Source organism: Citrobacter sp. Cpo109 (assembly GCF_030332565.1).
Lineage (GTDB): Bacteria > Pseudomonadota > Gammaproteobacteria > Enterobacterales > Enterobacteriaceae > Citrobacter > Citrobacter portucalensis.
In genome coordinates this window covers 1-23,585 of record NZ_JAOWHQ010000051.1, presented here as the reverse complement: position 1 = coordinate 23,585, position 23,585 = coordinate 1, and the positions used below count along the sequence as shown (strand labels likewise).

Below are 23,585 nucleotides of genomic sequence, written 5' to 3'. Positions count from 1 at the left end.
CACACGAAACAGACCTGATATACGCACTTCGCTGAGCCATCCGGCTTCGCCTGCATGCTTTTGTATACAAACCAACGCTGTTTCGTGTGCCGTGGCAACCTGTCGGTGCCAACCTAAAACTTCGGGGGAATATTCTATACACAACGACAAGGGATGTCGTTAGTCTGCGGGAATTTATCCGAGAAATAATTCACGCTGCCGCCGTAATGACGACAACGTGAACAATTATCGGTGATTAGTGAATGCCACCAATACGGCTTAAACGCACACCGGTCGGCCATTCACCTTCTTGCTTATCGAAACTCATCCAGATAGCGGTCGCTTTACCAACCAGATTCGCTTCCGGTACAAATCCCCAGTAACGGCTGTCCGCGCTGTTATCACGGTTATCACCCATCATGAAGTAGTGTCCCGGCGGAACGATCCAGGTTGCCAACGGCTGACCAGGTTGACGGTAATACATCCCCACCTGATCCTGCGCAATCGGCACGGTCAGAATGCGGTGCGTAACCTCACCCAGCGTTTCTTTACGCTCAGAAAGGCGAATACCGTTCTCTTTCGTTTCGTTCAGCGGAACTTCAAAGAAGCCGCTGGTCGCTTCACCGCCGTTACGACGAGCAAAGGTCTGTACAAAATCACTTGGCTGAACATCAGAGTACGTTACCGGCAACGCGTTTTCACACGCCTGACCGGAACGGCATCCTGGCTGAATAGTCACCTCTTTCGCCACTGGATCGTACGTTACTTTGTCTCCCGGTAAACCGACAGCACGTTTAATGTAGTCCAGACGCGGGTCTTCCGGGTATTTAAACACCACAATATCACCGCGTTTCGGATGACCGGTTTCGATCAACGTTTTCTGGTAAATCGGATCTTTAATCCCGTAGGCGAATTTCTCCACCAGGATAAAGTCACCGATAAGCAGCGTCGGCATCATCGAACCTGACGGGATCTGGAATGGTTCATAGATAAATGAACGCACCACCAGCACAATCGCCAGTACCGGGAAAACGGACGCCCCGGTTTCCAGCCAGCCTGGCTTAGGTGCCACTTTTTTCAGCGTAGCTTTATCCAGTGAATCACCTGCAGCAGCTTGCGCTGCTGCCTGACGCTCCCGGCGCTTTGGCGCGAAGATGAATTTATCTACGCACCATAAAATGCCCGTCACCAGTGTGGCAATCACCAGAATCAGGGCAAACATGTTCGCCATGCCAACTCCTTAAGATTATTTGCTGTCTTTACCGACATGCAGAATGGCGAGGAACGCTTCCTGCGGCAGTTCGACGTTACCGATCTGCTTCATGCGCTTTTTACCCTCTTTCTGTTTTTGCAGCAGCTTTTTCTTACGGCTGATATCGCCACCGTAGCATTTCGCCAGAACGTTTTTACGCAGCTGCTTAACCGTTGAACGCGCGATGATGTGCGTACCAATGGCCGCCTGGATCGCGATATCAAACTGCTGGCGAGGGATCAGATCTTTCATCTTCTCAACCAGTTCACGGCCACGGCTCTGGGAGTTGTCGCGGTGGGTAATCAGCGCCAGCGCATCGACACGTTCGTTGTTGATAAGGACATCAACACGCACCATGTCAGACGCCTGGAAGCGTTTGAAGTTATAGTCCAGCGACGCGTAGCCGCGAGAGGTCGACTTCAGACGGTCAAAGAAATCGAGTACGACTTCCGCCATCGGTATCTCATACGTCAGCGCCACCTGGTTACCGTGGTAAACCATGTTGGTCTGGACGCCACGCTTCTCGATACACAGGGTGATGACGTTGCCAAGGTAAGCCTGCGGCAGCAGCATGTGACACTCAGCGATCGGCTCACGCAGTTCGTAGATGTTGTTCAGCGGCGGCAGCTTGGACGGACTATCGACGTAGATAGTCTCTTTCGCCGTGGTTTCAACTTCGTAGACTACGGTCGGCGCGGTGGTGATCAGATCCAGATCGTATTCACGCTCCAGACGTTCCTGAATGATCTCCATGTGCAGCAGACCAAGGAAGCCACAACGGAAGCCGAAGCCTAGCGCGGTAGAGCTTTCCGGCTCGTAGAACAGGGAGGCGTCGTTCAGGCTCAGCTTGCCAAGCGCGTCACGGAAGTTTTCATAGTCGTCAGAGCTCACCGGGAACAGACCGGCGTAAACCTGCGGCTTCACTTTTTTAAAGCCTGGCAGCGGTTTGTCTGCCGGGTTACGCGCCTGCGTCAGGGTATCACCAACCGGTGCGCCGAGGATGTCTTTAATCGCACAAACCAACCAACCTACCTCGCCGCATTTCAGCTCGGTACGGTCAACTTGTTTTGGCGTGAAGATACCCAGACGGTCGGCGTTATAGACCTGACCGGTGCTCATCACTTTAATTTTGTCGCCTTTACGCATGGTGCCGTTTTTAATACGCACCAGTGACACCACGCCAAGGTAGTTATCGAACCAGGAGTCGATAATCAGCGCCTGTAAGGGGCCTTCCGGATCGCCTTCCGGCGGCGGAATGTCGCGTACCAGACGTTCAAGAACGTCAGTGACGCCAACGCCGGTTTTCGCCGAGCAGCGAACGGCATCCGTCGCATCAATACCGACGATATCTTCGATCTCTTCCGCTACGCGTTCAGGATCGGCGGCTGGCAGATCAATTTTGTTCAGTACCGGTACTACTTCCAGATCCATTTCCATGGCGGTATAGCAGTTAGCCAGGGTCTGCGCTTCAACGCCCTGTCCGGCATCAACCACCAGCAATGCGCCTTCACAGGCAGCAAGCGAGCGGGAAACTTCATACGAGAAGTCAACGTGGCCCGGGGTGTCGATAAAGTTAAGCTGATAGGTTTCACCATCAGATGCTTTGAAATCGAGCGTCACGCTCTGCGCTTTGATAGTAATACCGCGCTCACGCTCAAGATCCATCGAGTCGAGAACCTGCGCTTCCATTTCACGGTCAGACAGGCCACCGCAGATCTGGATAATACGGTCAGACAGCGTCGATTTACCGTGGTCGATGTGAGCTATGATTGAAAAGTTACGTATGTTCTTCATATAGTGTAATTATTGTGCCTTACGCCCGCCGGAGCAGGCTCTGAGAAGTCGCTGATCTGAGCTTAACGTCTGTTTAAGTGAAACGCCGCATTCTACACTACAACGCTGAGGCGAGGAAACGTTCATAGAGCAAGGATAGCGGGAACTGGAAACAACCTTGCAAAGTCGGTGAAACTTTTGCCGGATGGCGTCATAAACGCCTTATCCGGCCTACGCTTGCATCTGAGCACGCTGTAGGCCTGATAAGCGCAACGCCATCAGGCAAAGATATCACTGCTGGGTTTCGACGCGAATAAGATCGGGTGGGAGAGCAACGTTCAGAATGACCGGCTGCCAGGCTTCGCGTTCAGCAAGCTTACGAGAGTATCCACGAGCAATCAGGAATCCGCCCACGCCCCCCAGCACTGCGCCGCTTAATGCGGCAAGATCGGAACCAAACAGCACCTGGAACAGCGCCGCTAAAAGAAACAGTCCTGCCAACGGAGACATGTAGACCAGCATCGCCGATCCCAGCAGGCTACCTTCGGCAATGCCCAGTTCAACTTTTTGACCAGGGGTCAAGGGTTCGTCGCAGGGCACCACGATGGTGTGTGTGGTCTGTGGCCCCAGTTTGTTCAGCACGCGGCTCCCGCATCCGGCCCGGGAAGCACAGCTGCTACATGATGCTTTAACATCGCAGCTGACCGTCGCCAGACCATTTTGCCAGGAGACGACCGTCGCCCACTCTTTAATCATTGTGCTGCCCTGAACTTGATATTGTCCGCGATACGCTTCGCCGTTTGCGGTGGAAGCTCGCCCACAATCGTAATCTCCGCGTTATCACGCACGCTGGTGCTGACCGTTCTGCGGCCAGTACGCAGCAGTTGATCGGCACTGTTCTGCGTCGCACGGTTTACGTTCACGGAGAAACTAAACAGGCCATCAGAATAAAGGCGTGATTCAATCGGCATGTTATCCATCGTCGGCAGCGGACGTCGACTGCTTGAGACCTCACTGAAACCTTGTGGCAACCACGACGGACTCCAGTTGAAGTTGGTTTTCTCGCCCGCAGGAACAGACAGCAACGGTGGTAAATTCGCTTTTGCTAGTGTCTGCATGCTGTCGCTAACACCGTTATTCACGGTAAAGGAGATCACACGGAACTGTTCCAGCGTTTCGCCATCACGATCGAGGAGATCGACACGCATCGGCAGTTTGGTCTCCGTGTCCATCCAAACGATATAGCTGTAACGGGTGCCGTCACGCGCCACAACGCGGATCACTTCACAGAGGCGATCGGCAATACGGGTGCGGCCTACTGAGATAAAATCATAGTAGGGAGCAAGGCGTTTGAAATCGGTGTAAATCAGGGATGGCAGAGAGTCAACGATATAATCGCCATTCAGCGTAAACGGTTCGAGGCCAGGCTCAAAATAGCTAATTTCGTTGCCGCGTTGCACCACTTCCCGGCGTGGTCCATCCATTTGTAATAGTTGCGCGAGTGGACGGTTATCCTGGCGGGCATGACGATAACGTAGGGATTCAACACCCTGCTTATTGATGCTGACAAATGACAGCTCATAGGTTAGCGACTGGCTGGCCAGATTCATCTGCTGCAACAACGCCCCGGACGCAGGATTGGCCGAGGCGTTTACAGAGAAGAACAGGCTACCAGCCACAAGTGACATGGCAAACCAAAGTTGCTTCATTACTGCGATTGCGTTCCTAAAGTTTGAATTCCTGGCACCTGAACAGCGGCTTGCTGTGTTTGCGCCTGCTCAAACTGAAGCTGTTCAGAGTGCAGTCGACGTTGCAATTCGTAATCCTGCAACATGGCATTAATACGACGACGCTGCTCCTGTACCTGCTGTTGTTGACCGCCGCTGGCCGTCGCGTCAGAAGGTACACCCAAGCTAACCGGACTGGCTTTACCCATCATCGGTAATGTATTAAACACCGGCGTTTCGGGCTGCTGGGACGTTTCAGATTGCCCATTATAGTGCTGGACGCCAACGATAACTGCAAGTGATACGCACGCGGCCACACCCATTTGGGTAAGCTGCGCGGCCCACGGACGCATTTTCTTCCAGAATGGCATTTTCTGCCACTGGTGCGGTGCTGGCTGGGCCTCAGGAATCAATGGCGCCGTCTGACGTACTGGCTCATCCTGGATGGCGGCCATTACGCGGGCGGAAATATCGAAATGGAGAACGTCGGCGGTATCACCTCGCATGGAATCGCGAATCAGGTGATAACTCTCCCAGGTTTTTTGCATTTCCGGGTCGTGAGTTAGCTCTTTGAGTAACTCAGTATCCAGCGTTTCGCCATCCATTAAAGCGGAAAGTTTCTCTTTCTGCATGCCTAATACCTTTTCCAGTATCCCGCTATCGTCAACGCCTGATAAGCGGTTGAACTTTATTATCAATAGCTTCCCTCGCTCGGAAGATACGTGAACGCACCGTACCTACCGGACAATCCATGATAGCGGCTATCTCTTCATAGCTCAGGCCATCCAGCTCCCGCAAGGTTATTGCCATGCGTAAATCTTCCGGGAGGGACTCAATAGTTCGGAAAACTATCTGTCTCAGCTCTTCTGACAACATTAAGTTCTCAGGGTTCGAAATTTCTTTCAGCGCACCGCCACTTTCGTAATTTTCTGCTTCAATCGCATCAATGTCACTGGAAGGTGGACGACGCCCCTGAGCGACCAGGTAATTCTTCGCTGTATTGACTGCAATACGATACAGCCAGGTATAAAAAGCACTATCTCCCCGGAACGAGTCCAGCGCACGATAGGCTTTGATAAATGCTTCTTGTACTACATCGGGTACATCACCCGACGGTACATAGCGAGAAACCAGACTCGCCACCTTATGCTGATAGCGCACTACCAGTAGGTTAAAGGCTTTCTGATCTCCCTTCTGGACCCGTTCTACCAGGACCTGGTCCGTTAACTGCTCGCTCATCCGAGGTAAAGTCTCCCCAAACCAAATTTCCACGCGCTTTCGAAACGCCACTCCATCAGCTTCACTATGAGCAAGCAAATGCTTAGAGTGCTCAAGTTTCGTAAAGTTCCGTTACGCATTGTTTTTTGTTTGTCATGTTGTAGACAGGTCTTATCTCTCATTATAAGTCTACATAACCCGATCAACGCACTATCTGTACAGAAATGCCCATTTCACCGCTTGCAGAGTAACCCAACGGGCACTTTATTTCATCACATAATCTGATGCTAACGGCCTGCTTCACAAAATATTTTTGCCTATTTCGTCCTCGTCATGCTTTTCTTTCATGTTTAGTCATTGCAACACATTTAAAAATAAAACGTGCAGTATCGCGCAATGTGGTGCTATGGTGACCAAACACTGTTTAGTAAATTAAACAAACATCATGAATACGACTCCTGAATTATCCTGTGACGTGCTGATCATTGGCAGCGGGGCTGCCGGACTCTCACTGGCGCTGCGCCTGGCTGAAAAACATCAGGTTATTGTCCTGAGCAAAGGGCCGGTCAGCGAAGGCTCGACATTTTATGCCCAGGGGGGTATTGCCGCGGTTTTCGATGAAACCGACAGTATCGACTCCCACGTTGAAGATACGCTGATTGCCGGGGCCGGGCTGTGCGATCGCCATGCGGTTGAATTTGTCGCCAGCAATGCCCGCACCTGCGTTCAATGGCTTATCGATCAGGGCGTCTTATTCGATACACAGGTTCAGCCTAGCGGCGAAGAGAGCTATCACCTGACCCGTGAAGGCGGTCACAGCCATCGACGCATCCTGCACGCTGCGGATGCTACCGGCAAAGAAGTCGAAACCACCCTCGTCAGCCAGGCACAAAATCACCCCAATATCCGGGTTCTTGAGCGTAGCAACGCCGTCGACCTGATTGTCTCCGATAAAATCGGTCTGCCGGGAACGCGTCGGGTTGTCGGCGCATGGATCTGGAATCGTAATAAAGAAGCCGTCGAAACCTGCCATGCGAAGTCGGTAGTGTTGGCCACCGGCGGCGCATCAAAGGTGTATCAATACACTACCAATCCGGATATTTCCTCGGGTGACGGGATTGCAATGGCCTGGCGCGCAGGATGCCGCGTCGCCAACCTGGAGTTTAACCAGTTTCACCCGACTGCGCTGTATCATCCGCAGGCACGCAATTTTCTGCTGACCGAAGCGCTGCGCGGCGAAGGCGCGCACCTGAAGCGCCCGGACGGTTCACGCTTTATGCCCGATTTTGACGAACGTGGCGAACTGGCTCCCCGCGATATTGTCGCCCGCGCCATTGATCATGAAATGAAGCGCCTTGGTGCAGATTGCATGTTCCTCGATATCAGCCATAAGCCGGAAGAATTTGTTCGTCAGCATTTCCCGATGATTTATGAAAAGTTGCTGGGACTGGGCATTGATTTAACCAAAGAGCCGGTTCCCATCGTGCCTGCCGCGCACTATACCTGCGGCGGTGTGATGGTGGATGACTTTGGCCGTACCGATGTCGACGGGCTGTATGCGATCGGCGAAGTGAGTTACACCGGCCTGCATGGCGCCAACCGGATGGCATCGAACTCATTGCTGGAGTGTCTGGTTTATGGCTGGTCCGCGGCTGAAGATATCGACAGGCGCATGCCTTATGCTCGCGGCGTTAGCACGCTCCCGGGCTGGGATGAAAGCCGGGTAGAAAATCCGGATGAGTTGGTTGTTATCCAGCATAACTGGCATGAGCTGCGGCTGTTTATGTGGGATTACGTCGGTATTGTGCGTACGACCAAGCGCCTGGAGCGCGCTCTGCGCCGTATCACCATGCTGCAACAGGAAATCGACGAGTATTACGCCCATTTCCGCGTGTCGAACAATTTGCTGGAACTGCGTAACCTGGTGCAAGTTGCGGAGCTGATTGTCCGCTGCGCAATGATGCGCAAAGAGAGTCGGGGCCTGCACTACACGCTGGATTACCCAGAACAGCTTCCTGAGTCGGGCCCGTCTATTCTCTCGCCGCTAAGTCATCACATAAACAGGTAAAACGCCTGGGTCAGCGCCGTATAACCTTCAGAGTAACGTTGGTCTGGCCCACGAATCACCAGCCTGTCGCTAAAGCACTCCCCGGCCTGCGGGGAGAATGCCAGCAACACCCGATGCGGTAGCCGGGCTTCCGTTTCTGCTACATCCGTACGTAATCGCAGATGCCAGCCCATACTTAATGCCTGCTGGGTAAACGCGTTCCCAATCTGTTCCGGCAGCACTACACAAAAAAATCCTTCTTCCGTAATGCTGTCCGCCGCCAGCGTAAGCAACGCCTGGTGATCGAGCGAGGTGGTATAACGCGCTTGCTCACGCTGCGGTGTAGCGCATTCCACGCCCTGTTCATAATAGGGAGGATTGCTGATTATCAAATCAAAACGCACGGTCTGACGCGGTACCCACTGTTGCGCATCTTCTGTATGAACACTCACGCGATGCATCCACGGAGATTGTGCGATGTTCTCCTGCGCCTGCTGCGCGGCGTCGACATCAAGCTCCACGGCGTCAATGATGACGTTTTCATCAGTGCGCTGGGCCAGCATCAGCGCCAACAGGCCGCTCCCGGTACCAATATCCAGGATCCTTTTTACGCCCGCAACGGGGGCCCAGGCTCCCAATAAAATGCCGTCTGTTCCGACTTTCATTGCACAGCGATCGTGTGCCACAAAAAACTGCTTAAAAGTAAATCCATTACGTCTCAGTACGGATGTAGACTGGGGCATGAAGAACAACCTTCCTGGAAAAAAAACGATAACATAGGATAAAAACAATACCTGAGAAGGTATATCCATACAAACAGATGAAGATTGCAGCCGTAACGTCTATAATCAGCGCCCCACTCAGAGGTAGAACATGACTGTAACGACTTTTTCCGAACTTGAACTCGATGAAAGCCTTCTGGATGCCCTCCAGGAAAAAGGTTTCACTCGCCCGACCGCCATTCAGGCTGCCGCCATTCCGCCTGCGCTCGATGGCCGTGATGTACTCGGTTCTGCGCCGACAGGCACCGGTAAAACGGCGGCATATTTGCTGCCAGCGTTGCAGCACCTGCTCGACTTCCCGCGCAAGAAATCTGGTCCGCCGCGCATTTTAATCCTGACACCAACGCGCGAACTGGCGATGCAGGTTGCCGAACACGCTCGTGAGCTGGCGAAGAATACGCATCTGGATATCGCTACGATTACCGGCGGCGTGGCTTACATGAACCACATGGAAGTCTTTAGCGAAAACCAGGACATCGTGGTCGCCACCACGGGTCGTCTGCTGCAATACATTAAAGAAGAAAACTTCGACTGCCATGCGGTTGAAACGCTAATTCTCGATGAAGCAGACCGTATGCTGGACATGGGCTTTGCCCAGGACATCGAGCATATCGCCGGTGAAACACGCTGGCGTAAGCAAACCATGCTGTTTTCCGCCACGCTGGAAGGCGATGCGATTAAGGATTTTGCCGAGCGTCTGTTGGAAGACCCGGTCGAAGTCTCAGCGGATCCGTCCACCCGTGAACGCAAGAAGATCCATCAGTTTTACTACCGTGCCGATGACATCGAGCACAAAACTGCCATGCTGATCCACCTGTTAAAACAGCCAGAGGCGACCCGCTCAATTGTTTTCGTACGCAAACGCGAGCGTGTGCACGAACTGGCAGGCTGGCTGCGCCAGGCTGGCATTAATAACTGCTATCTCGAAGGCGAGATGGTGCAGAACAAACGTAACGAAGCGATCAAACGCCTGACCGATGGCCGCGTGAACGTGCTGGTAGCAACCGACGTCGCCGCTCGCGGGATCGATATTCCGGACGTCAGCCACGTGTTTAACTTCGACATGCCGCGCAGTGGCGATGCCTATCTGCACCGTATTGGCCGTACCGGTCGTGCTGGCCGTAAAGGCACTGCGATCTCTTTGGTTGAAGCGCACGACCACCTGCTGCTCGGCAAAGCGAGCCGCTATATTGACGAACCGCTGAAAGCTCGCGTCATTGACGAACTGCGTCCAACCACGCGCGCGCCAAGTGAGAAATCTAACGGTAAGCCATCCAAGAAAGTGCTGGCGAAGCGCGCTGAGAAAAAGGCGAAAGAGAAAGAGAAGCCGCGGGTGAAAAAACGTCACCGTGACGCCAAAAATATCGGCAAACGTCGTAAGCCGAGCGGAGCTGCTACCCAGCAGTCCGACAAAGAGTAAACCAAATGCCGGGCCATTTAGCCCGGCATTTTTTCACGTGATGCAAAACTCTCTTCAATACACTCAAGAAACACCCGCATCGCCGGGCTAACGACTTTTCCGGCATGATAACCACACAATGCCGTAATTAACTCAGGTTGTTCACTGAACGGTAATTCAATCAACTCCCCTGAACGTAACTCCTTCTCGACGGCAAAATGCGGCAAAAAGCTGATCCCAAGATTTGCCGATACGCACTGCTTAATGCTTTCAATGCTCCATAACTCAATGGTATTTTCCAGCGTAATCTGTCGTTTACGCAGTAGCCCCTCGAAGCGTTGTCTGAAAATACATTGCGGCTCATTAATGATAAAACTGCAGGGAATGTGCTGGTTATGCTGAGTAAAATCAACGTGCTGAAGCAGTGGCGAAGCAACTAATGCCAGTGACTGATCGCCAAGCGGTATCAACTCCAGGGCATCGTCATTACCCACCCGATAAAACACCCCCAGATCAACATCATCACTGAGCAACGCATCGCGAATGACATAACAATTGAGCGACTGTAAAGACAACCGCACATGAGGCGCACGTTGTTTAAATCGCTGTAAAACCTGCGGCATTTTATACGCCAGCAGCGTTTCGCCTGTTGCGACACGTAGATCGCCGCTCGGCTGCGCATCCTGATGTGTCGACTGTCGAATCGATGCCATCACGCGCGTCAGGTCATGGATATGCGGCATCAGCCGTTTTCCCTCACTGGTGAGACACATCCGGCGACCAATTTTTTCAAACAACTGCACCGAAAGCTCTTGCTCAAGCTGTTGAATATGAAAGGTAACCGTTGATTGCGTACAGCACAGTTTTTGTGATGCCCGCAGAAATGAGCCCTCTTCCACCACCGTTTTTAGCGTAATAAACCGACGTAAATCCATCCGCACCAACCCATCGAAAATATCGAATTCAGAATGCAAAAACATTCATTTTTTTTAATGTTTTGCCTCGGGTACTGTCTATCAAAACAGAGGAGATAACAAGTGACCCCCATGCTTTTAAGTGCATTCTGGACCTATACATTGATTACCGCGCTAACCCCCGGACCAAACAACATCCTTGCGCTCAGTGCCGCGACGTCACACGGTTTTCGTCAGAGTACACACGTACTGGCCGGAATGAGTCTGGGCTTTTTAATCGTCATGATGATGTGCGCCGGGATTTCATTTTCACTGGCGGTCATGGATCCAGCCATCATCCACTGGCTTAGTTGGGCTGGAGCCGCTTATATCCTGTGGCTGGCGCTGAAGATCGCTACCAGCCCGACCTCGAACGATAGATTGCAGTCAGAGCCGATTAGCTTCTGGGCAAGTTTTGGCTTGCAGTTTGTTAACGTGAAAATCATTTTGTACGGCATTACCGCGTTATCCACGTTTGTATTACCGTACACTCAGGACGCCCACTGGCTGATTGGGGTGAGTATTCTGTTAGCGCTGATAGGCACCTTCGGGAATGCCTGCTGGGCGCTGGCGGGCCATCTTTTTCAGCGCGTTTTTCGCCGTTACGGTCGACAGTTGAATATCATTCTGGCGCTGTTGTTGGTGTATTGCGCGGTGAGGATCTTTTACTAACAGATGCAAAAAAGCGGAAGACGCACTGGCATCTTCCGCTTTTTGATTCTCTGCTAAACGGGGTTATTCCCCGTGAGCCTTACAGGCTCTCAGTAAAGGTACGAGCAATAACGTCGCGCTGCTGTTCTGGGGTCAGAGAGTTGAAACGCACTGCATAACCAGAAACACGGATGGTCAGCTGCGGATATTTTTCCGGATGCTTAACTGCATCTTCCAGCGTTTCGCGACGCAGAACGTTCACGTTCAGGTGCTGACCACCTTCCACGCGGACTTCCGGCTGTACGTCTACCGGTACTTCACGGTATTCGATTTCGCCCAGTTTGCTGACTGCAACGACTTCATCAGCATTGAAACCTGCTTTCGCAACGATGCAGCGTGCTTCGCCTTTTTCGCTGTCCAGCAGCCAGAAAGAGTTCAGCAGGTCGTCGTTTGCAGCTTTAGTAATCTGGATACCTGTAATCATTTGATGCCTCCCCGGCAAAATTATTTGATCTCGGTTGGCCGTCATCCGGCCAATTGGTAAAACCATTGTTGCTTGAATGTATATATACCCCTCACACACCCTTGAATCTTTGATTTAAATCAACAAAAACCACACATGAAAAGTGGTGATAGGTGGATTTTATTGTTTTACATCAACTTACGCCATATGCGCAGCTAAACTTTTTACATAAATTTTCAACTATCTTTAAGGAGTAGACCATTGAGAAACGTACAGAATTTTGCGACGCCGAAAGAAGCAGTTAAGCTAGGGGGATTGAAAATTCGCAGGAGAGCGAGATGGCCACCGAATTAACCTGGCACGATGTGCTGGCTGAAGAGAAACAGCAGCCTTATTTTGTTAACACACTGCATACTGTTGCCGGCGAGCGTCAGTCAGGAATGACAATTTATCCGCCGCAAAAAGATGTGTTTAACGCTTTTCGCTTTACCGAGCTTGGTGACGTGAAAGTTGTCATCCTGGGTCAGGATCCTTACCACGGTCCAGGCCAGGCACACGGTCTCGCGTTCTCTGTCCGCCCCGGCATTGCCACTCCACCCTCATTGCTGAACATGTACAAAGAGCTGGAGGCAACGATTCCAGGTTTCACGCGCCCAACACACGGATATCTGGAAAGCTGGGCACGTCAGGGGGTACTGTTACTCAACACCGTACTCACCGTCCGCGCCGGTCAGGCACATTCTCACGCCAGCCTTGGGTGGGAAACATTTACCGATAAAGTCATCAGTCTGATTAACCAACATCGGGAAGGCGTGGTTTTCCTGCTCTGGGGTTCTCACGCGCAGAAGAAAGGCGCGATTATTGATACGCAGCGTCACCATGTGTTGAAAGCGCCCCACCCATCACCGCTCTCTGCGCATCGCGGTTTCTTTGGCTGCAATCACTTTGTACTGGCGAATGAATGGCTGGAACAACGAGGTGAAAAGCCAATTGACTGGATGCCGATATTACCCGCAGAAAGCGAGTAAAAAAATGCCAGCGATTCGCTGGCATTTTATTATCAGGCTTTGTTCTGACGCCACCACTCCGCGAGCAGCACGCCTGTTGCCACAGAAACGTTGAGCGTTTCTACCTTGCCAGTGCCGTCAATTGCAACGCACAGATCGTCGGCTGAGCATGCTGCTTCTGGCAGAGCTTCACGCTCACGCCCTAATACCAGCACCATTTTTTCCGGCAGCGTGGTAGTAAACAGCGGTTTGCCTTTCCCGCTTGAGGTCATCACAACCGTGTAACCCGCCTGGCGGAAGTCGTCCAGCACATCAACAATGCTGTCGCCGGTAATCGGCTGAACGTGCTCAGCTCCGCCTTCAGCGGTACGGATGGCCGCACCTGATTCCAGCAGCGCCGCATCCTGAACCACTACGCCTTTCACACCGAAGTGCGCGCAGCTACGCATCATGCCGCCCAGGTTATGGGGGTTAGCGATATCTTCCAGTGCCAGCACGCAATCCTGCGCCCCTGCCTGACCGACCCATTGCTTAACGGTAGTACCGTTACGTTTTTTGATCAGGAAACAAACGCCGCCATGGTGTTCGGTGCCAGAGGCTTTCGCCAGCTCGGCTTCGTCAACCACGTGATAGGCTTTGCGGTTTGCCGCCATCCAGCGTAATGCTTCTTTAAAGCGCGGGGTTACGCTCTGAACAAACCAGGCGCGAACGATGGCGTCCGGGCGACTCTGGAACAGAGCCTGGCAGGCATTCTCACCGTAAACGCGGGTTTCTTCCGCGCGCTGACGGCGTAATACTTCAGGATCGATAAAGCTCTTACCGCTAATACCGCCGTGATCGGCTTTATCCGCTGCGTCATCATTCGGTGCGCGGGACACGGTACGCCACGGTGAATCTTCACGTCTGCGGTCACGTTCTACATCGCGGTCACGACCACGTTCACGACCGCGTTCGCTGTTCGGACCCTTTCGGTCATCACGGGCAGGGCGACGACCGCCTTCGGCTCGGGAAGTACCGGGGCGACCACCGCCTTTGCCAGTACGTGGATTTTGGGTGCGTTTATCCGAGTCATCGTCACTGCGGACGTACATCACTTTGACCTTGCCGTTTTTGTTCTTCAGTTCGTCGCTCATGTTTTTCTCCACCTGCTCTGCGCGAAGCGCGCAGATTACCCGATGTGCACGTCGTTAGCCATTATTTCATTTAAAAGCTAAGGACTATTGTACTCATTGAATAAAACGCATTGTTGTTTAGAACAGACTCCCCGATAATATGTAACATAATAGAAACATACTGGCGTTCCTGCCGTGAAGTCCACTCCACTCATCCAGAGGTTAGTTATGAATACCGTTTGTACCAGCTGCCAGGCTATCAACCGCATCCCTGACAATCGTGTCCAGGAAGCGGCTAAATGCGGACGCTGTGGTCACGACCTGTTTGATGGGGAGGTGATCAATGCGACCGGTGAGACACTGGATAAACTGTTAAAAGACGATCTCCCGGTGGTCGTTGACTTTTGGGCCCCCTGGTGTGGTCCATGTCGTAACTTCGCCCCGATTTTTGAAGATGTCGCGGAAGAGCGTAGCGGTAAAGTGCGTTTTGTTAAAGTGAATACGGAAGCCGAGCGAGAACTCAGCGCCCGTTTCGGTATCCGCAGCATTCCGACCATTATGATTTTCAAAAAAGGGGAAATCGTCGACATGCTTAACGGCGCTGTACCAAAAGCCCCGTTTGATAGCTGGCTTAACGAATCATTATAATCTCTACGGGACGCATCTTGTGCCCCGTTTTCACCTCTGCGACAATAGCGTTTTTCAACGTGTTTACCCATGACCGATAACGCTGTTCTTCAGTTACGCGCTGAGCGCCTCGCGCGCGCCACGCGTCCTTTCCTTGCCCGAGGTAATCGCGTTCGCCGATGTCAGCGCTGCCTGCTGCCACAGAAACTCTGCTTGTGCGCAACGCTGGCACCCTCTGAGGCAAAAAGTCGCTTTTGTCTGGTGATGTTTGATACCGAGCCGATGAAGCCCAGCAACACGGGGCGTTTGATTGCTGATATTCTGCCCGATACCACGGCTTTTCAGTGGTCACGCACCGAGCCGCCGCAGGCGCTGCTGGAACTGGTGAAAAATCCGGATTACCAGCCGATGGTTGTATTCCCGGCCTCCTATGCTGGTGAAGAGCGTGAAGTGATTTTCACGCCACCAGCCGGTAAGCCCCCATTGTTTATCATGCTCGACGGCACCTGGCCTGAGGCGCGTAAAATGTTCCGCAAAAGCCCGTACCTCGATAACCTGCCGGTGATCTCCGTTGATTTATCACGCCTTTCTGCTTACCACCTGCGTGGCGTTCACGCTGAAGGGCAATATTGCACTGCCGAAGTGGCCATCGCCTTGTTGGATCTGGCGGGAGATACGCAAGCCGCTGAAGGGTTAAGCGATCATTTCACTCGCTTTAAAACCCGCTACCTGGCAGGAAAAACTCAACATCAGGGAAGCGTCACAGCAGATTCATCAGAAAACGTTTAAAATCATTCGGTCACTGGTGTCATTAAGGAAGCCGATATGAGTCAGCGTGGCCTGGAAGCACTACTGCGACCGAAATCCATTGCGGTGATTGGGGCGTCAATGAAGCCTAATCGCGCGGGTTACCTGATGATGCGTAACCTGCTTGCCGGCGGTTTCAATGGACCTGTTTTACCGGTGACGCCCGCATGGAAAGCGGTATTGGGCGTACTGGCGTGGCCCAATATCAACAGCCTGCCTTTTAGCCCGGATCTCGCTGTGTTGTGCACCAATGCCAGCCGTAACCTGGCGTTACTCGAAGCGCTTGGCGAGAAAGGCTGTAAAACCTGCATTATTCTCTCAGCTCCCGCGGCGCAGCACGCAGAGCTACTGGCCTGCGCATCACGCTACAACATACGTTTGCTGGGCCCCAACAGCCTGGGACTTCTCGCGCCCTGGCAAGGACTTAACGCCAGCTTTTCCCCCGTTCCGATTAAGCGCGGCAAGCTGGCTTTTATCTCTCAATCCGCCGCCGTATCCAACACCATTCTCGACTGGGCACAGCAGAGAGAAATGGGCTTTTCTTACTTTATCGCGCTGGGTGATAGCCTGGATATTGACGTTGATGAGCTGCTGGATTACCTGGCGCGCGACAGCAAAACCAGCGCGATATTGCTGTATCTCGAGCATTTAAGTGATGCCCGACGCTTTGTTTCCGCCGCCCGCAGCGCCTCGCGCAATAAACCTATTCTGGTGATTAAGAGCGGCCGTAGTCCAGCGGCGCAGCGTTTACTGCATACCAGCGCCGGGATGGACCCCGCGTGGGACGCCGCTATTCAGCGCGCCGGTTTACTACGCGTACAAGACACCCACGAGCTGTTCTCGGCGGTCGAAACCCTGAGCCACATGCGCCCGCTGCGTGGCGACAGGCTGATGATCATCAGCAATGGGGCCGCGCCTGCCGCACTGGCATTAGATGAACTGTGGTCAAAAAATGGCAAGTTGGCGACGTTGAGTGAAGACACCTGCCAGAAATTACGCGATGCCTTGCCTGAACATGTTGATATCGCCAACCCGCTGGATCTGCGTGATGACGCCAGCAGCGAACACTACGTTAAGACGCTGGATATTTTGCTTGCCAGCCAGGATTTCGACGCGTTGATGGTGATTCATTCCCCCAGCGCAGCCGCTCCCGGAACCGAAAGCGCACAGGCATTGATTGAAGCGGTAAAGCATCACCCCCGAGGAAAATTCGTCTCGTTACTGACCAACTGGTGCGGAGAGTTTTCCTCTCAGGAAGCCCGCAGACTGTTTAGTGAAGCCGGACTGCCCACCTACCGCACGCCGGAAGGTACCATCACCGCATTTATGCATATGGTGGAGTATCGGCGAAACCAGAAGCAGCTACGAGAAACGCCTGCGCTGCCTGACAGCCTGACCTCCAACACCGCCGAAGCGCATAATCTGTTACAGCGGGCGATTGCTGAAGGAGCCACATCGCTTGATACCCACGAAGTGCAGCCGATTTTACAGGCTTATGGCTTACACACGCTGCCAACGTGGATCGCCAGCGACAGCGCGGAAGCGGTACACATCGCGGAGCAAATCGGCTACCCGGTGGCGCTCAAGCTGCGTTCTCCTGATATCCCGCATAAGTCGGAAGTTCAAGGGGTAATGCTCTACCTGCGTACAGCAACAGAAGTGCAGCAGGCTGCCAATGCAATTTTCGATCGGGTAAAAATGGCCTGGCCGCAGGCACGCATTCACGGTTTATTAGTACAAAGTATGGCGAATCGCGCTGGTGCTCAGGAACTTCGCGTCGTCGTTGAACACGACCCGGTATTTGGCCCGTTGATTATGCTGGGTGAAGGTGGTGTTGAGTGGCGACCGGAAGATCAAGCCGTGGTGGCATTGCCGCCATTGAACATGAATCTGGCGCGTTATCTGGTGATCCAGGGGATCAAAAATAAAAAGATCCGCGCGCGCAGTGCACTGCGCCCATTGGATATCGCCGGGTTGAGCCAGCTTCTGGTGCAGGTCTCCAACCTGATCGTCGACTGTCCGGAAATTCAGCGTCTGGATATTCATCCGCTGCTGGCCTCGGCCGGAGAATTTACCGCGCTGGACGTTACGCTGGATATTGCCCCTTTCACGGGCGATAACGAAAGCAGACTGGCTGTACGTCCCTACCCTCATCAGCTTGAAGAGTGGGTGGAGTTGAAGAACGGCGAGCGCTGTCTGTTCCGCCCCATTTTGCCGGAGGATGAACCTCATCTTCAGCAGTTCATTTCTCAGGTGACAAAAGAAGATCTTTATTATCGCTATTTCAGTGAGATCAACGAATTTACCCACGAAGATTTAGCCAATATGACGCAGATCGACTACGATCGGGAAATGGCCTTTGTTGCGGTGCGTTGTAAAGATAATCACGAAGAGATCCTCGGCGTAACGCGAGCGATCTCGGATCCTGATAACGTAGACGCTGAGTTTGCCGTACTGGTTCGTTCCGATCTCAAAGGGCTTGGACTGGGTCGCCGATTGATGGAAAAATTAATTGCCTATACTCGAGATCACGGACTTATACGTTTGAATGGTATTACGATGCCGAACAATCGTGGGATGGTCGCCCTGGCCCGAAAACTCGGGTTTGTTGTTGACGTCCAGCTCGAAGAGGGAATTGTTGGGCTAACGCTTAATCTGGCCCAATGTGAGGAATCGTGAGTAAGGTACTGGAAATGTTGACCACATTAATGGGTACTGGTGGTATCATTGCCCGCTTATGTCGTCTGCATAGCACAGAGGACCCTTCAATGAACAGAGAAGAAATGCACTGTGATGTTGTCAAAATTTAAGCGTAATAAACATCAACAACACCTTGCCCAACTACCCAAGATTTCTCAGTCAGTTGATGATGTAGATTTCTTTTATGCTCCCGCTAATTTCAGGGAGACTCTGCTGGAAAAAATAGCCAGCGCGACGCGACGGATCTGCATTATTGCGCTGTACCTGGAACAGGATGACGGTGGTAAAGGCATACTTGACGCTCTCTATGCGGCAAAACGGCAGCGTCCTGAGCTGGATGTCCGGGTGCTTGTCGACTGGCACCGAGCCCAGCGCGGTCGTATTGGTGCTGCGGCATCCAATACCAATGCTGATTGGTATTGCCGAATGGCGCAAGAAAACCCTGGTATAGATATTCCTGTCTACGGTGTCCCGATTAACACCCGTGAAGCGCTTGGCGTCCTGCATTTCAAAGGCTTTATCATTGATGACAGCGTCCTGTACAGCGGGGCCAGTCTGAACGATGTTTACCTGCATCAGCATGATAAATATCGCTATGACCGTTATCAGTTGATTCGCAACGCGCAAATGGCCGATATCATGTTCGATTGGGTGACGCAAAACCTGATGAACGGTCGCGGCGTTAACCGTCTTGATGATATCAACCGCCCTAAAAGCCCAGAAATTAAAAACGACATCCGCCTGTACCGTCAGGAACTGCGCGATGCGTCATTCCATTTTCAGGGTGATGCTGATAACGAACAGCTTTCGGTTACGCCTCTGGTGGGCCTTGGGAAATCCAGTCTGTTAAATAAGACCATTTTCCATCTTATGCCCTGCGCGGAGCACAAGCTTACAATCTGTACCCCTTATTTCAACCTTCCCGCCATACTGGTGCGCAATATCATTCAACTGCTGCGTGAAGGGAAAAAGGTTGAAATCATTGTCGGTGATAAAACCGCCAACGACTTTTTCATCCCGGAAGATGAGCCATTCAAGATCATCGGTGCGCTGCCTTATCTGTATGAAATCAATCTGCGCCGTTTCTTGAGCAGATTGCAGTATTACGTGAATACCGACCAGCTGGTCGTACGCCTATGGAAAGATGATGACAACACCTATCATCTGAAAGGTATGTGGGTTGATGATAAATGGATGCTGCTCACCGGCAACAACCTTAACCCTCGCGCCTGGCGTCTGGATCTGGAAAACGCCATCCTTATTCACGATCCTAAGCAAGAGCTCACCCCTCAGCGCGATAAAGAGCTGGAGCTTATCCGTACGCATACTACCGTCGTTAAGCACTATCGCGACCTGCAAAGCATTGCTGACTATCCAGTCAAAGTGCGTAAGCTCATCCGTCGACTACGCCGTATTCGTATCGACAGATTAATTAGCCGTATTCTGTAATCAAGACCCCGTCCAGTGACGGGGTTTTTCATATGGAGGCAACGGTGCGCCTGTTCATTCTTACCAGTATCCTTGCCATTTCGGGCTGCAGCCATATGGCTAACGACCAGTGGAGCGGGCAAGACAAAGCTCAACACTTCATCGCCTCCGCCATGCTTGCCGCAGCCGGCAATGAATATGCCCAACATCAGGGCAACAGCCGCGATCGCAGTGCGGCTATCGGCCTGATGTTCTCAGTCAGCCTGGGTGCGTCAAAAGAGCTGTGGGACAGCCGTCCCGCTGGGAGCGGCAGGAGCTGGAAGGACTTCGCCTGGGATGTTGCAGGCGCATCTACCGGCTATGCGGTCTGGCAACTGGCACATTACTAGAGGCGCAGACCTTTCCCTTTCCCATGCAGCATTAGCGATACTAAAAACGCAACGACTGCCAGCGCAGTGACGTACCAGAAGAATGTCGTTTCCATACCGACAGACTTCAGGGACAACGCGACATATTCGGCTGAACCGCCAAACAACGCATTGGCCACCGCATAAGATAAGCCGACCCCCAGAGCGCGCACCTGCGCCGGGAACATTTCGGCCTTCAGAATACCGCTAATTGACGTATAGAAACTGACGATTAACAGAGCACACATCACCAGAGCAAACGCCATATACGGGGATGTTACGCTTTGCAATGCTGTCAGAATGGGAACAGTGAAAATCGCGGCCAACGCGCCAAAACACAGCATTGAAGTACGTCGGCCAATTTTATCAGACAAGGCGCCGAACAGCGGTTGTACCAGCATGAACACACACAGTGCCGCCGTCATAATCCCGCTGGCTACGTTGGCATGCATACCGGCTGTGTTAACCAGGTACTTCTGCATATAGGTTGTGAACGTATAAAAACACAATGATCCCGCGGCGGTAAAACCAAGCACCATGACAAAAGCTTTGCGATTACGCCACAGACCTTTCAGAGAGCCCGCTTCTTTCAGCGCACGAACGTCCTGTTTCGAGGTTTCATCCAGTTGGCGACGCAGCCATAGCGCAACAATAGCCAGCACGGCGCCCAACGCAAATGGAATACGCCAACCCCATTCTCTGAGCGCTGAGTCTTCTAACGTGTGCTGTAATATGACCACAACCAGCAATGCCAGTAACTGTCCGCCGATTAACGTTACGTACTGGAATGAAGCATAAAAACCTTTCTTACCTTCAACGGCGACTTCACTCATATAGGTCGCGCTGGTTCCGTATTCACCACCGACAGATAACCCCTGGAATAGCCTGGCCAGCAGTAATAGCGCAGGCGCCCAGGTACCGATAGTTTCATATCCCGGTAGACAAGCGATCACCAACGATCCCATGCACATCATGCAAACGGACAGCAACATGGACTTTTTACGCCCGTGCTTATCTGCGATACGGCCAAACAGCCAGCCTCCAATTGGTCGCATCAAGAAGCCAGCGGCAAAAACGCCGGCGGTTTGTAAGAGTTGTGTGGTGGTGTTTCCGGAGGGAAAAAAGATATGAGCGAAATAGAGAGAGCAGAAAGAGTAGATATAGAAATCAAACCATTCGACCAGATTTCCTGATGATGCTCCGACAATCGCCCATATACGACGACGGGTATCGCCGTCTGACAGCGCCCCGTTCTCAGTTACACTACTATCAGCCATTAGAATTGTACCCCTGCCAACGATCGCGTGAATTTATCAATGATGGTTGTGTGTTTTTTAGTGAATAGAATGTTATATAATTGTTATATCTTATTGTGCGGTAAAGATCACGATTTTAATTAGCAGAGAAAGGATTCAGATATGGTCGAGGGAGAGATCCGTGTAGTAGATCGAGACAGTGTGCTTTTGTTGGTCGATTAAGGCTGTTACGTCGAATCCGGCAATGTACCGCCGCGTTGCCTGATACGCTGCGCTTATCAGGCCTACAAAATACATTCAGCCCAGCCCCTGCAGGCCGGATAAGGCGGCACGCCGCATCCGGCGGTTTTCATCCCGCACAGACGCAAAAAAGCCCATCCGGCAGGATGGGCTTCTTCACTTTAATTAATGCCTGGCAGTTCCCTACTCTCGCATGGGGAGACCCCACACTACCATCGGCGCTACGGCGTTTCACTTCTGAGTTCGGCATGGGGTCAGGTGGGACCACCGCGCTACAGCCGCCAGGCAAATTCTGTTTATCAACACGCTTTTGCATGTCAATCTAATCTGTAATCAGGCTGAATATTGTCTCTGTCTTTCGCCAAAACATCTTCGGCGTTGTAAGGTTAAGCCTCACGGTTCATTAGTATCGGTTAGCTCAATGTATCGCTACACTTACACACCCGACCTATCAACGTCATCGTCTTTAACGTTCCTTCAGGACTCTCAAGGAGTCAGGGAGAACTCATCTCGGGGCAAGTTTCGTGCTTAGATGCTTTCAGCACTTATCTCTTCCGCATTTAGCTACCGGGCAATGCCATTGGCATGACAACCCGAACACCAGTGATGCGTCCACTCCGGTCCTCTCGTACTAGGAGCAGCCCCCCTCAATTCTCCAGCGCCCACGGCAGATAGGGACCGAACTGTCTCACGACGTTCTAAACCCAGCTCGCGTACCACTTTAAATGGCGAACAGCCATACCCTTGGGACCTACTTCAGCCCCAGGATGTGATGAGCCGACATCGAGGTGCCAAACACCGCCGTCGATATGAACTCTTGGGCGGTATCAGCCTGTTATCCCCGGAGTACCTTTTATCCGTTGAGCGATGGCCCTTCCATTCAGAACCACCGGATCACTAAGACCTGCTTTCGCACCTGCTCGAGCCGTCACTCTCGCAGTCAAGCTAGCTTATGCCTTTGCACTAACCTCCTGATGTCCGACCAGGATTAGCTAACCTTCGTGCTCCTCCGTTACTCTTTAGGAGGAGACCGCCCCAGTCAAACTACCCACCAGACACTGTCCGCAACCCGGATCACGGGTCTACGTTAGAACACCAGCCATTAAAGGGTGGTATTTCAAGGATGGCTCCATGCAGACTGGCGTCCACACTTCAAAGCCTCCCACCTATCCTACACATCAAGGACCAGTGTTCAGTGTCAAGCTATAGTAAAGGTTCACGGGGTCTTTCCGTCTTGCCGCGGGTACACTGCATCTTCACAGCGAGTTCAATTTCACTGAGTCTCGGGTGGAGACAGCCTGGCCATCATTACGCCATTCGTGCAGGTCGGAACTTACCCGACAAGGAATTTCGCTACCTTAGGACCGTTATAGTTACGGCCGCCGTTTACCGGGGCTTCGATCAAGAGCTTCTCCTTACGGATAACCCCATCAATTAACCTTCCGGCACCGGGCAGGCGTCACACCGTATACGTCCACTTTCGTGTTTGCACAGTGCTGTGTTTTTAATAAACAGTTGCAGCCAGCTGGTATCTTCGACTGATTTCAGCTCCATGGGTAAACCACTTCACCTACATATCAGCGTGCCTTCTCCCGAAGTTACGGCACCATTTTGCCTAGTTCCTTCACCCGAGTTCTCTCAAGCGCCTTGGTATTCTCTACCTGACCACCTGTGTCGGTTTGGGGTACGATTTCGTGTTACCTGATGCTTAGAGGCTTTTCCTGGAAGCAGGGCATTTGTTACTTCAGCACCGTAGT

Annotated in this window: 21 protein-coding genes and 2 rRNA genes; 9 read left to right on the top strand and 14 right to left on the bottom strand. The window is 52.4% G+C overall.

Features of this window, described 5'->3' with window-relative positions:
- Window positions 1-235: 235 nt before the first annotated feature.
- The 7 genes from lepB to rseD form a co-directional block, all read right to left on the bottom strand.
- The gene (lepB, locus tag OGY71_RS06710) at window positions 236-1,210 is read right to left on the bottom strand and encodes a signal peptidase I (RefSeq protein WP_003835329.1); all 975 of its coding nucleotides are present in this window, start codon (window positions 1,208-1,210) and stop codon (window positions 236-238) included.
- A gap of 15 nt (window positions 1,211-1,225) precedes the next feature.
- Window positions 1,226-3,025: a translation elongation factor 4 gene (lepA, locus tag OGY71_RS06705; RefSeq protein ID WP_003037577.1), complete on the bottom strand. Its 1,800-nt coding sequence runs from the start codon at window positions 3,023-3,025 to the stop codon at window positions 1,226-1,228.
- Between the two features lie 270 nt (window positions 3,026-3,295).
- Window positions 3,296-3,760 carry a SoxR-reducing system protein RseC gene (rseC, locus tag OGY71_RS06700; protein WP_003835332.1) on the bottom strand — a complete coding sequence of 155 codons (465 nt, stop codon included), beginning with the start codon at window positions 3,758-3,760 and terminating at the stop codon, window positions 3,296-3,298.
- Window positions 3,757-4,713 (bottom strand): sigma-E factor regulatory protein RseB, encoded by a 957-nt coding sequence (gene rseB / locus OGY71_RS06695; protein WP_003835334.1) that lies wholly within the window; start codon window positions 4,711-4,713, stop codon window positions 3,757-3,759. Before rseB ends, rseC begins: the two co-directional genes overlap by 4 nt.
- A complete protein-coding gene (gene rseA, locus OGY71_RS06690) occupies window positions 4,713-5,363 on the bottom strand; it encodes an anti-sigma-E factor RseA (RefSeq protein WP_008785497.1) in 651 nt (216 codons plus the stop codon). The genes rseB and rseA overlap by 1 nt, the downstream gene beginning before the upstream one ends.
- A gap of 31 nt (window positions 5,364-5,394) precedes the next feature.
- Window positions 5,395-5,970, bottom strand: a complete 576-nt coding sequence (gene rpoE, locus OGY71_RS06685) for an RNA polymerase sigma factor RpoE (protein WP_003037573.1) — start codon at window positions 5,968-5,970, stop codon at window positions 5,395-5,397.
- A complete protein-coding gene (gene rseD, locus OGY71_RS06680; protein WP_122973798.1) occupies window positions 5,967-6,131 on the bottom strand; it encodes a rpoE leader peptide RseD in 165 nt (54 codons plus the stop codon). The genes rpoE and rseD overlap by 4 nt, the downstream gene beginning before the upstream one ends.
- Window positions 6,132-6,394: 263 nt before the next feature.
- Between rseD and nadB the strand changes: the two genes are divergently transcribed.
- On the top strand, window positions 6,395-8,017 hold the full coding sequence (gene nadB / locus OGY71_RS06675; RefSeq protein WP_286613012.1) for an L-aspartate oxidase: 1,623 nt from the start codon (window positions 6,395-6,397) through the stop codon (window positions 8,015-8,017).
- Here nadB and trmN read toward each other — a convergent pair.
- On the bottom strand, window positions 8,002-8,739 hold the full coding sequence (gene trmN / locus OGY71_RS06670) for a tRNA(1)(Val) (adenine(37)-N(6))-methyltransferase TrmN (protein ID WP_125112748.1): 738 nt from the start codon (window positions 8,737-8,739) through the stop codon (window positions 8,002-8,004). The two genes, nadB and trmN, sit on opposite strands and share 16 nt — an antisense overlap.
- A 130-nt stretch (window positions 8,740-8,869) precedes the next feature.
- Between trmN and srmB the strand changes: the two genes are divergently transcribed.
- The gene (gene srmB, locus OGY71_RS06665; protein ID WP_003835340.1) at window positions 8,870-10,198 is read left to right on the top strand and encodes an ATP-dependent RNA helicase SrmB; all 1,329 of its coding nucleotides are present in this window, start codon (window positions 8,870-8,872) and stop codon (window positions 10,196-10,198) included.
- 17 nt (window positions 10,199-10,215) lie between these two features.
- On the opposite strand, the gene OGY71_RS06660 is transcribed toward srmB, so the two are convergent.
- Window positions 10,216-11,112, bottom strand: coding sequence for a LysR family transcriptional regulator (locus OGY71_RS06660; protein WP_191222593.1), 897 nt, complete (start codon window positions 11,110-11,112; stop codon window positions 10,216-10,218).
- 102 nt (window positions 11,113-11,214) lie between these two features.
- Here OGY71_RS06660 and eamB point away from each other — a divergent pair, with 102 nt between their 5' ends.
- Window positions 11,215-11,802: a cysteine/O-acetylserine transporter gene (gene eamB / locus OGY71_RS06655; protein WP_003835342.1), complete on the top strand. Its 588-nt coding sequence runs from the start codon at window positions 11,215-11,217 to the stop codon at window positions 11,800-11,802.
- A 79-nt stretch (window positions 11,803-11,881) separates the two neighbouring features.
- Here the strand turns inward: eamB and grcA are convergent, their stop codons facing one another.
- A complete protein-coding gene (gene grcA, locus OGY71_RS06650) occupies window positions 11,882-12,265 on the bottom strand; it encodes an autonomous glycyl radical cofactor GrcA (protein ID WP_003037563.1) in 384 nt (127 codons plus the stop codon).
- A gap of 317 nt (window positions 12,266-12,582) precedes the next feature.
- Between grcA and ung the strand changes: the two genes are divergently transcribed.
- Window positions 12,583-13,272 (top strand): uracil-DNA glycosylase, encoded by a 690-nt coding sequence (gene ung, locus OGY71_RS06645; protein ID WP_218667239.1) that lies wholly within the window; start codon window positions 12,583-12,585, stop codon window positions 13,270-13,272.
- Window positions 13,273-13,304: 32 nt separating this feature from the next.
- On the opposite strand, the gene OGY71_RS06640 is transcribed toward ung, so the two are convergent.
- Complete coding sequence (locus tag OGY71_RS06640; RefSeq protein ID WP_063941917.1) at window positions 13,305-14,384, bottom strand: tRNA/rRNA methyltransferase; 1,080 nt, start codon at window positions 14,382-14,384, stop codon at window positions 13,305-13,307.
- 207 nt (window positions 14,385-14,591) lie between these two features.
- Here OGY71_RS06640 and trxC point away from each other — a divergent pair, with 207 nt between their 5' ends.
- From trxC to OGY71_RS06610, 5 genes are all read left to right on the top strand, one after another.
- On the top strand, window positions 14,592-15,011 hold the full coding sequence (gene trxC / locus OGY71_RS06635; RefSeq protein WP_003835346.1) for a thioredoxin TrxC: 420 nt from the start codon (window positions 14,592-14,594) through the stop codon (window positions 15,009-15,011).
- A 69-nt stretch (window positions 15,012-15,080) separates the two neighbouring features.
- Window positions 15,081-15,779 carry a tRNA-uridine aminocarboxypropyltransferase gene (gene tapT, locus OGY71_RS06630; protein WP_003835347.1) on the top strand — a complete coding sequence of 233 codons (699 nt, stop codon included), beginning with the start codon at window positions 15,081-15,083 and terminating at the stop codon, window positions 15,777-15,779.
- A 36-nt stretch (window positions 15,780-15,815) separates the two neighbouring features.
- Window positions 15,816-18,476, top strand: a complete 2,661-nt coding sequence (locus OGY71_RS06625; protein ID WP_003835349.1) for a bifunctional acetate--CoA ligase family protein/GNAT family N-acetyltransferase — start codon at window positions 15,816-15,818, stop codon at window positions 18,474-18,476.
- Between the two features lie 114 nt (window positions 18,477-18,590).
- On the top strand, window positions 18,591-19,946 hold the full coding sequence (pssA, locus tag OGY71_RS06615; RefSeq protein WP_003835350.1) for a CDP-diacylglycerol--serine O-phosphatidyltransferase: 1,356 nt from the start codon (window positions 18,591-18,593) through the stop codon (window positions 19,944-19,946).
- A 32-nt stretch (window positions 19,947-19,978) separates the two neighbouring features.
- Window positions 19,979-20,314 (top strand): YfiM family lipoprotein, encoded by a 336-nt coding sequence (locus OGY71_RS06610; protein ID WP_502873159.1) that lies wholly within the window; start codon window positions 19,979-19,981, stop codon window positions 20,312-20,314.
- Here the strand turns inward: OGY71_RS06610 and OGY71_RS06605 are convergent.
- From OGY71_RS06605 to OGY71_RS06595, 3 genes are all read right to left on the bottom strand, one after another.
- Window positions 20,311-21,609: an MFS transporter gene (locus OGY71_RS06605; protein ID WP_048225111.1), complete on the bottom strand. Its 1,299-nt coding sequence runs from the start codon at window positions 21,607-21,609 to the stop codon at window positions 20,311-20,313. The genes OGY71_RS06610 and OGY71_RS06605 overlap by 4 nt on opposite strands.
- A gap of 389 nt (window positions 21,610-21,998) precedes the next feature.
- Window positions 21,999-22,114 (bottom strand): 5S ribosomal RNA (rrf, locus tag OGY71_RS06600).
- A gap of 96 nt (window positions 22,115-22,210) precedes the next feature.
- Window positions 22,211-23,585, bottom strand: a 23S ribosomal RNA gene (locus tag OGY71_RS06595); the annotation flags it as partial.

Excerpts from the sequence above, each read along its gene's own strand:
- lepB (WP_003835329.1), bottom strand. The coding sequence starts at position 1,210 with ATGGCGAACATGTTTGCCCTGATTCTGGTGATTGCCACACTGGTGACG.
- lepA (WP_003037577.1), bottom strand. The coding sequence starts at position 3,025 with ATGAAGAACATACGTAACTTTTCAATCATAGCTCACATCGACCACGGT.
- rseC (WP_003835332.1), bottom strand. The coding sequence starts at position 3,760 with ATGATTAAAGAGTGGGCGACGGTCGTCTCCTGGCAAAATGGTCTGGCG.
- rseB (WP_003835334.1), bottom strand. The coding sequence starts at position 4,713 with ATGAAGCAACTTTGGTTTGCCATGTCACTTGTGGCTGGTAGCCTGTTC.
- rseA (WP_008785497.1), bottom strand. The coding sequence starts at position 5,363 with ATGCAGAAAGAGAAACTTTCCGCTTTAATGGATGGCGAAACGCTGGAT.
- rpoE (WP_003037573.1), bottom strand. The coding sequence starts at position 5,970 with ATGAGCGAGCAGTTAACGGACCAGGTCCTGGTAGAACGGGTCCAGAAG.
- rseD (WP_122973798.1), bottom strand. The coding sequence starts at position 6,131 with ATGAGAGATAAGACCTGTCTACAACATGACAAACAAAAAACAATGCGT.
- nadB (WP_286613012.1), top strand. The coding sequence starts at position 6,395 with ATGAATACGACTCCTGAATTATCCTGTGACGTGCTGATCATTGGCAGC.
- trmN (WP_125112748.1), bottom strand. The coding sequence starts at position 8,739 with ATGCCCCAGTCTACATCCGTACTGAGACGTAATGGATTTACTTTTAAG.
- srmB (WP_003835340.1), top strand. The coding sequence starts at position 8,870 with ATGACTGTAACGACTTTTTCCGAACTTGAACTCGATGAAAGCCTTCTG.
- OGY71_RS06660 (WP_191222593.1), bottom strand. The coding sequence starts at position 11,112 with ATGGATTTACGTCGGTTTATTACGCTAAAAACGGTGGTGGAAGAGGGC.
- grcA (WP_003037563.1), bottom strand. The coding sequence starts at position 12,265 with ATGATTACAGGTATCCAGATTACTAAAGCTGCAAACGACGACCTGCTG.
- ung (WP_218667239.1), top strand. The coding sequence starts at position 12,583 with ATGGCCACCGAATTAACCTGGCACGATGTGCTGGCTGAAGAGAAACAG.
- OGY71_RS06640 (WP_063941917.1), bottom strand. The coding sequence starts at position 14,384 with ATGAGCGACGAACTGAAGAACAAAAACGGCAAGGTCAAAGTGATGTAC.
- trxC (WP_003835346.1), top strand. The coding sequence starts at position 14,592 with ATGAATACCGTTTGTACCAGCTGCCAGGCTATCAACCGCATCCCTGAC.
- tapT (WP_003835347.1), top strand. The coding sequence starts at position 15,081 with ATGACCGATAACGCTGTTCTTCAGTTACGCGCTGAGCGCCTCGCGCGC.
- OGY71_RS06625 (WP_003835349.1), top strand. The coding sequence starts at position 15,816 with ATGAGTCAGCGTGGCCTGGAAGCACTACTGCGACCGAAATCCATTGCG.
- pssA (WP_003835350.1), top strand. The coding sequence starts at position 18,591 with ATGTTGTCAAAATTTAAGCGTAATAAACATCAACAACACCTTGCCCAA.
- OGY71_RS06610 (WP_502873159.1), top strand. The coding sequence starts at position 19,979 with ATGGAGGCAACGGTGCGCCTGTTCATTCTTACCAGTATCCTTGCCATT.
- OGY71_RS06605 (WP_048225111.1), bottom strand. The coding sequence starts at position 21,609 with ATGGCTGATAGTAGTGTAACTGAGAACGGGGCGCTGTCAGACGGCGAT.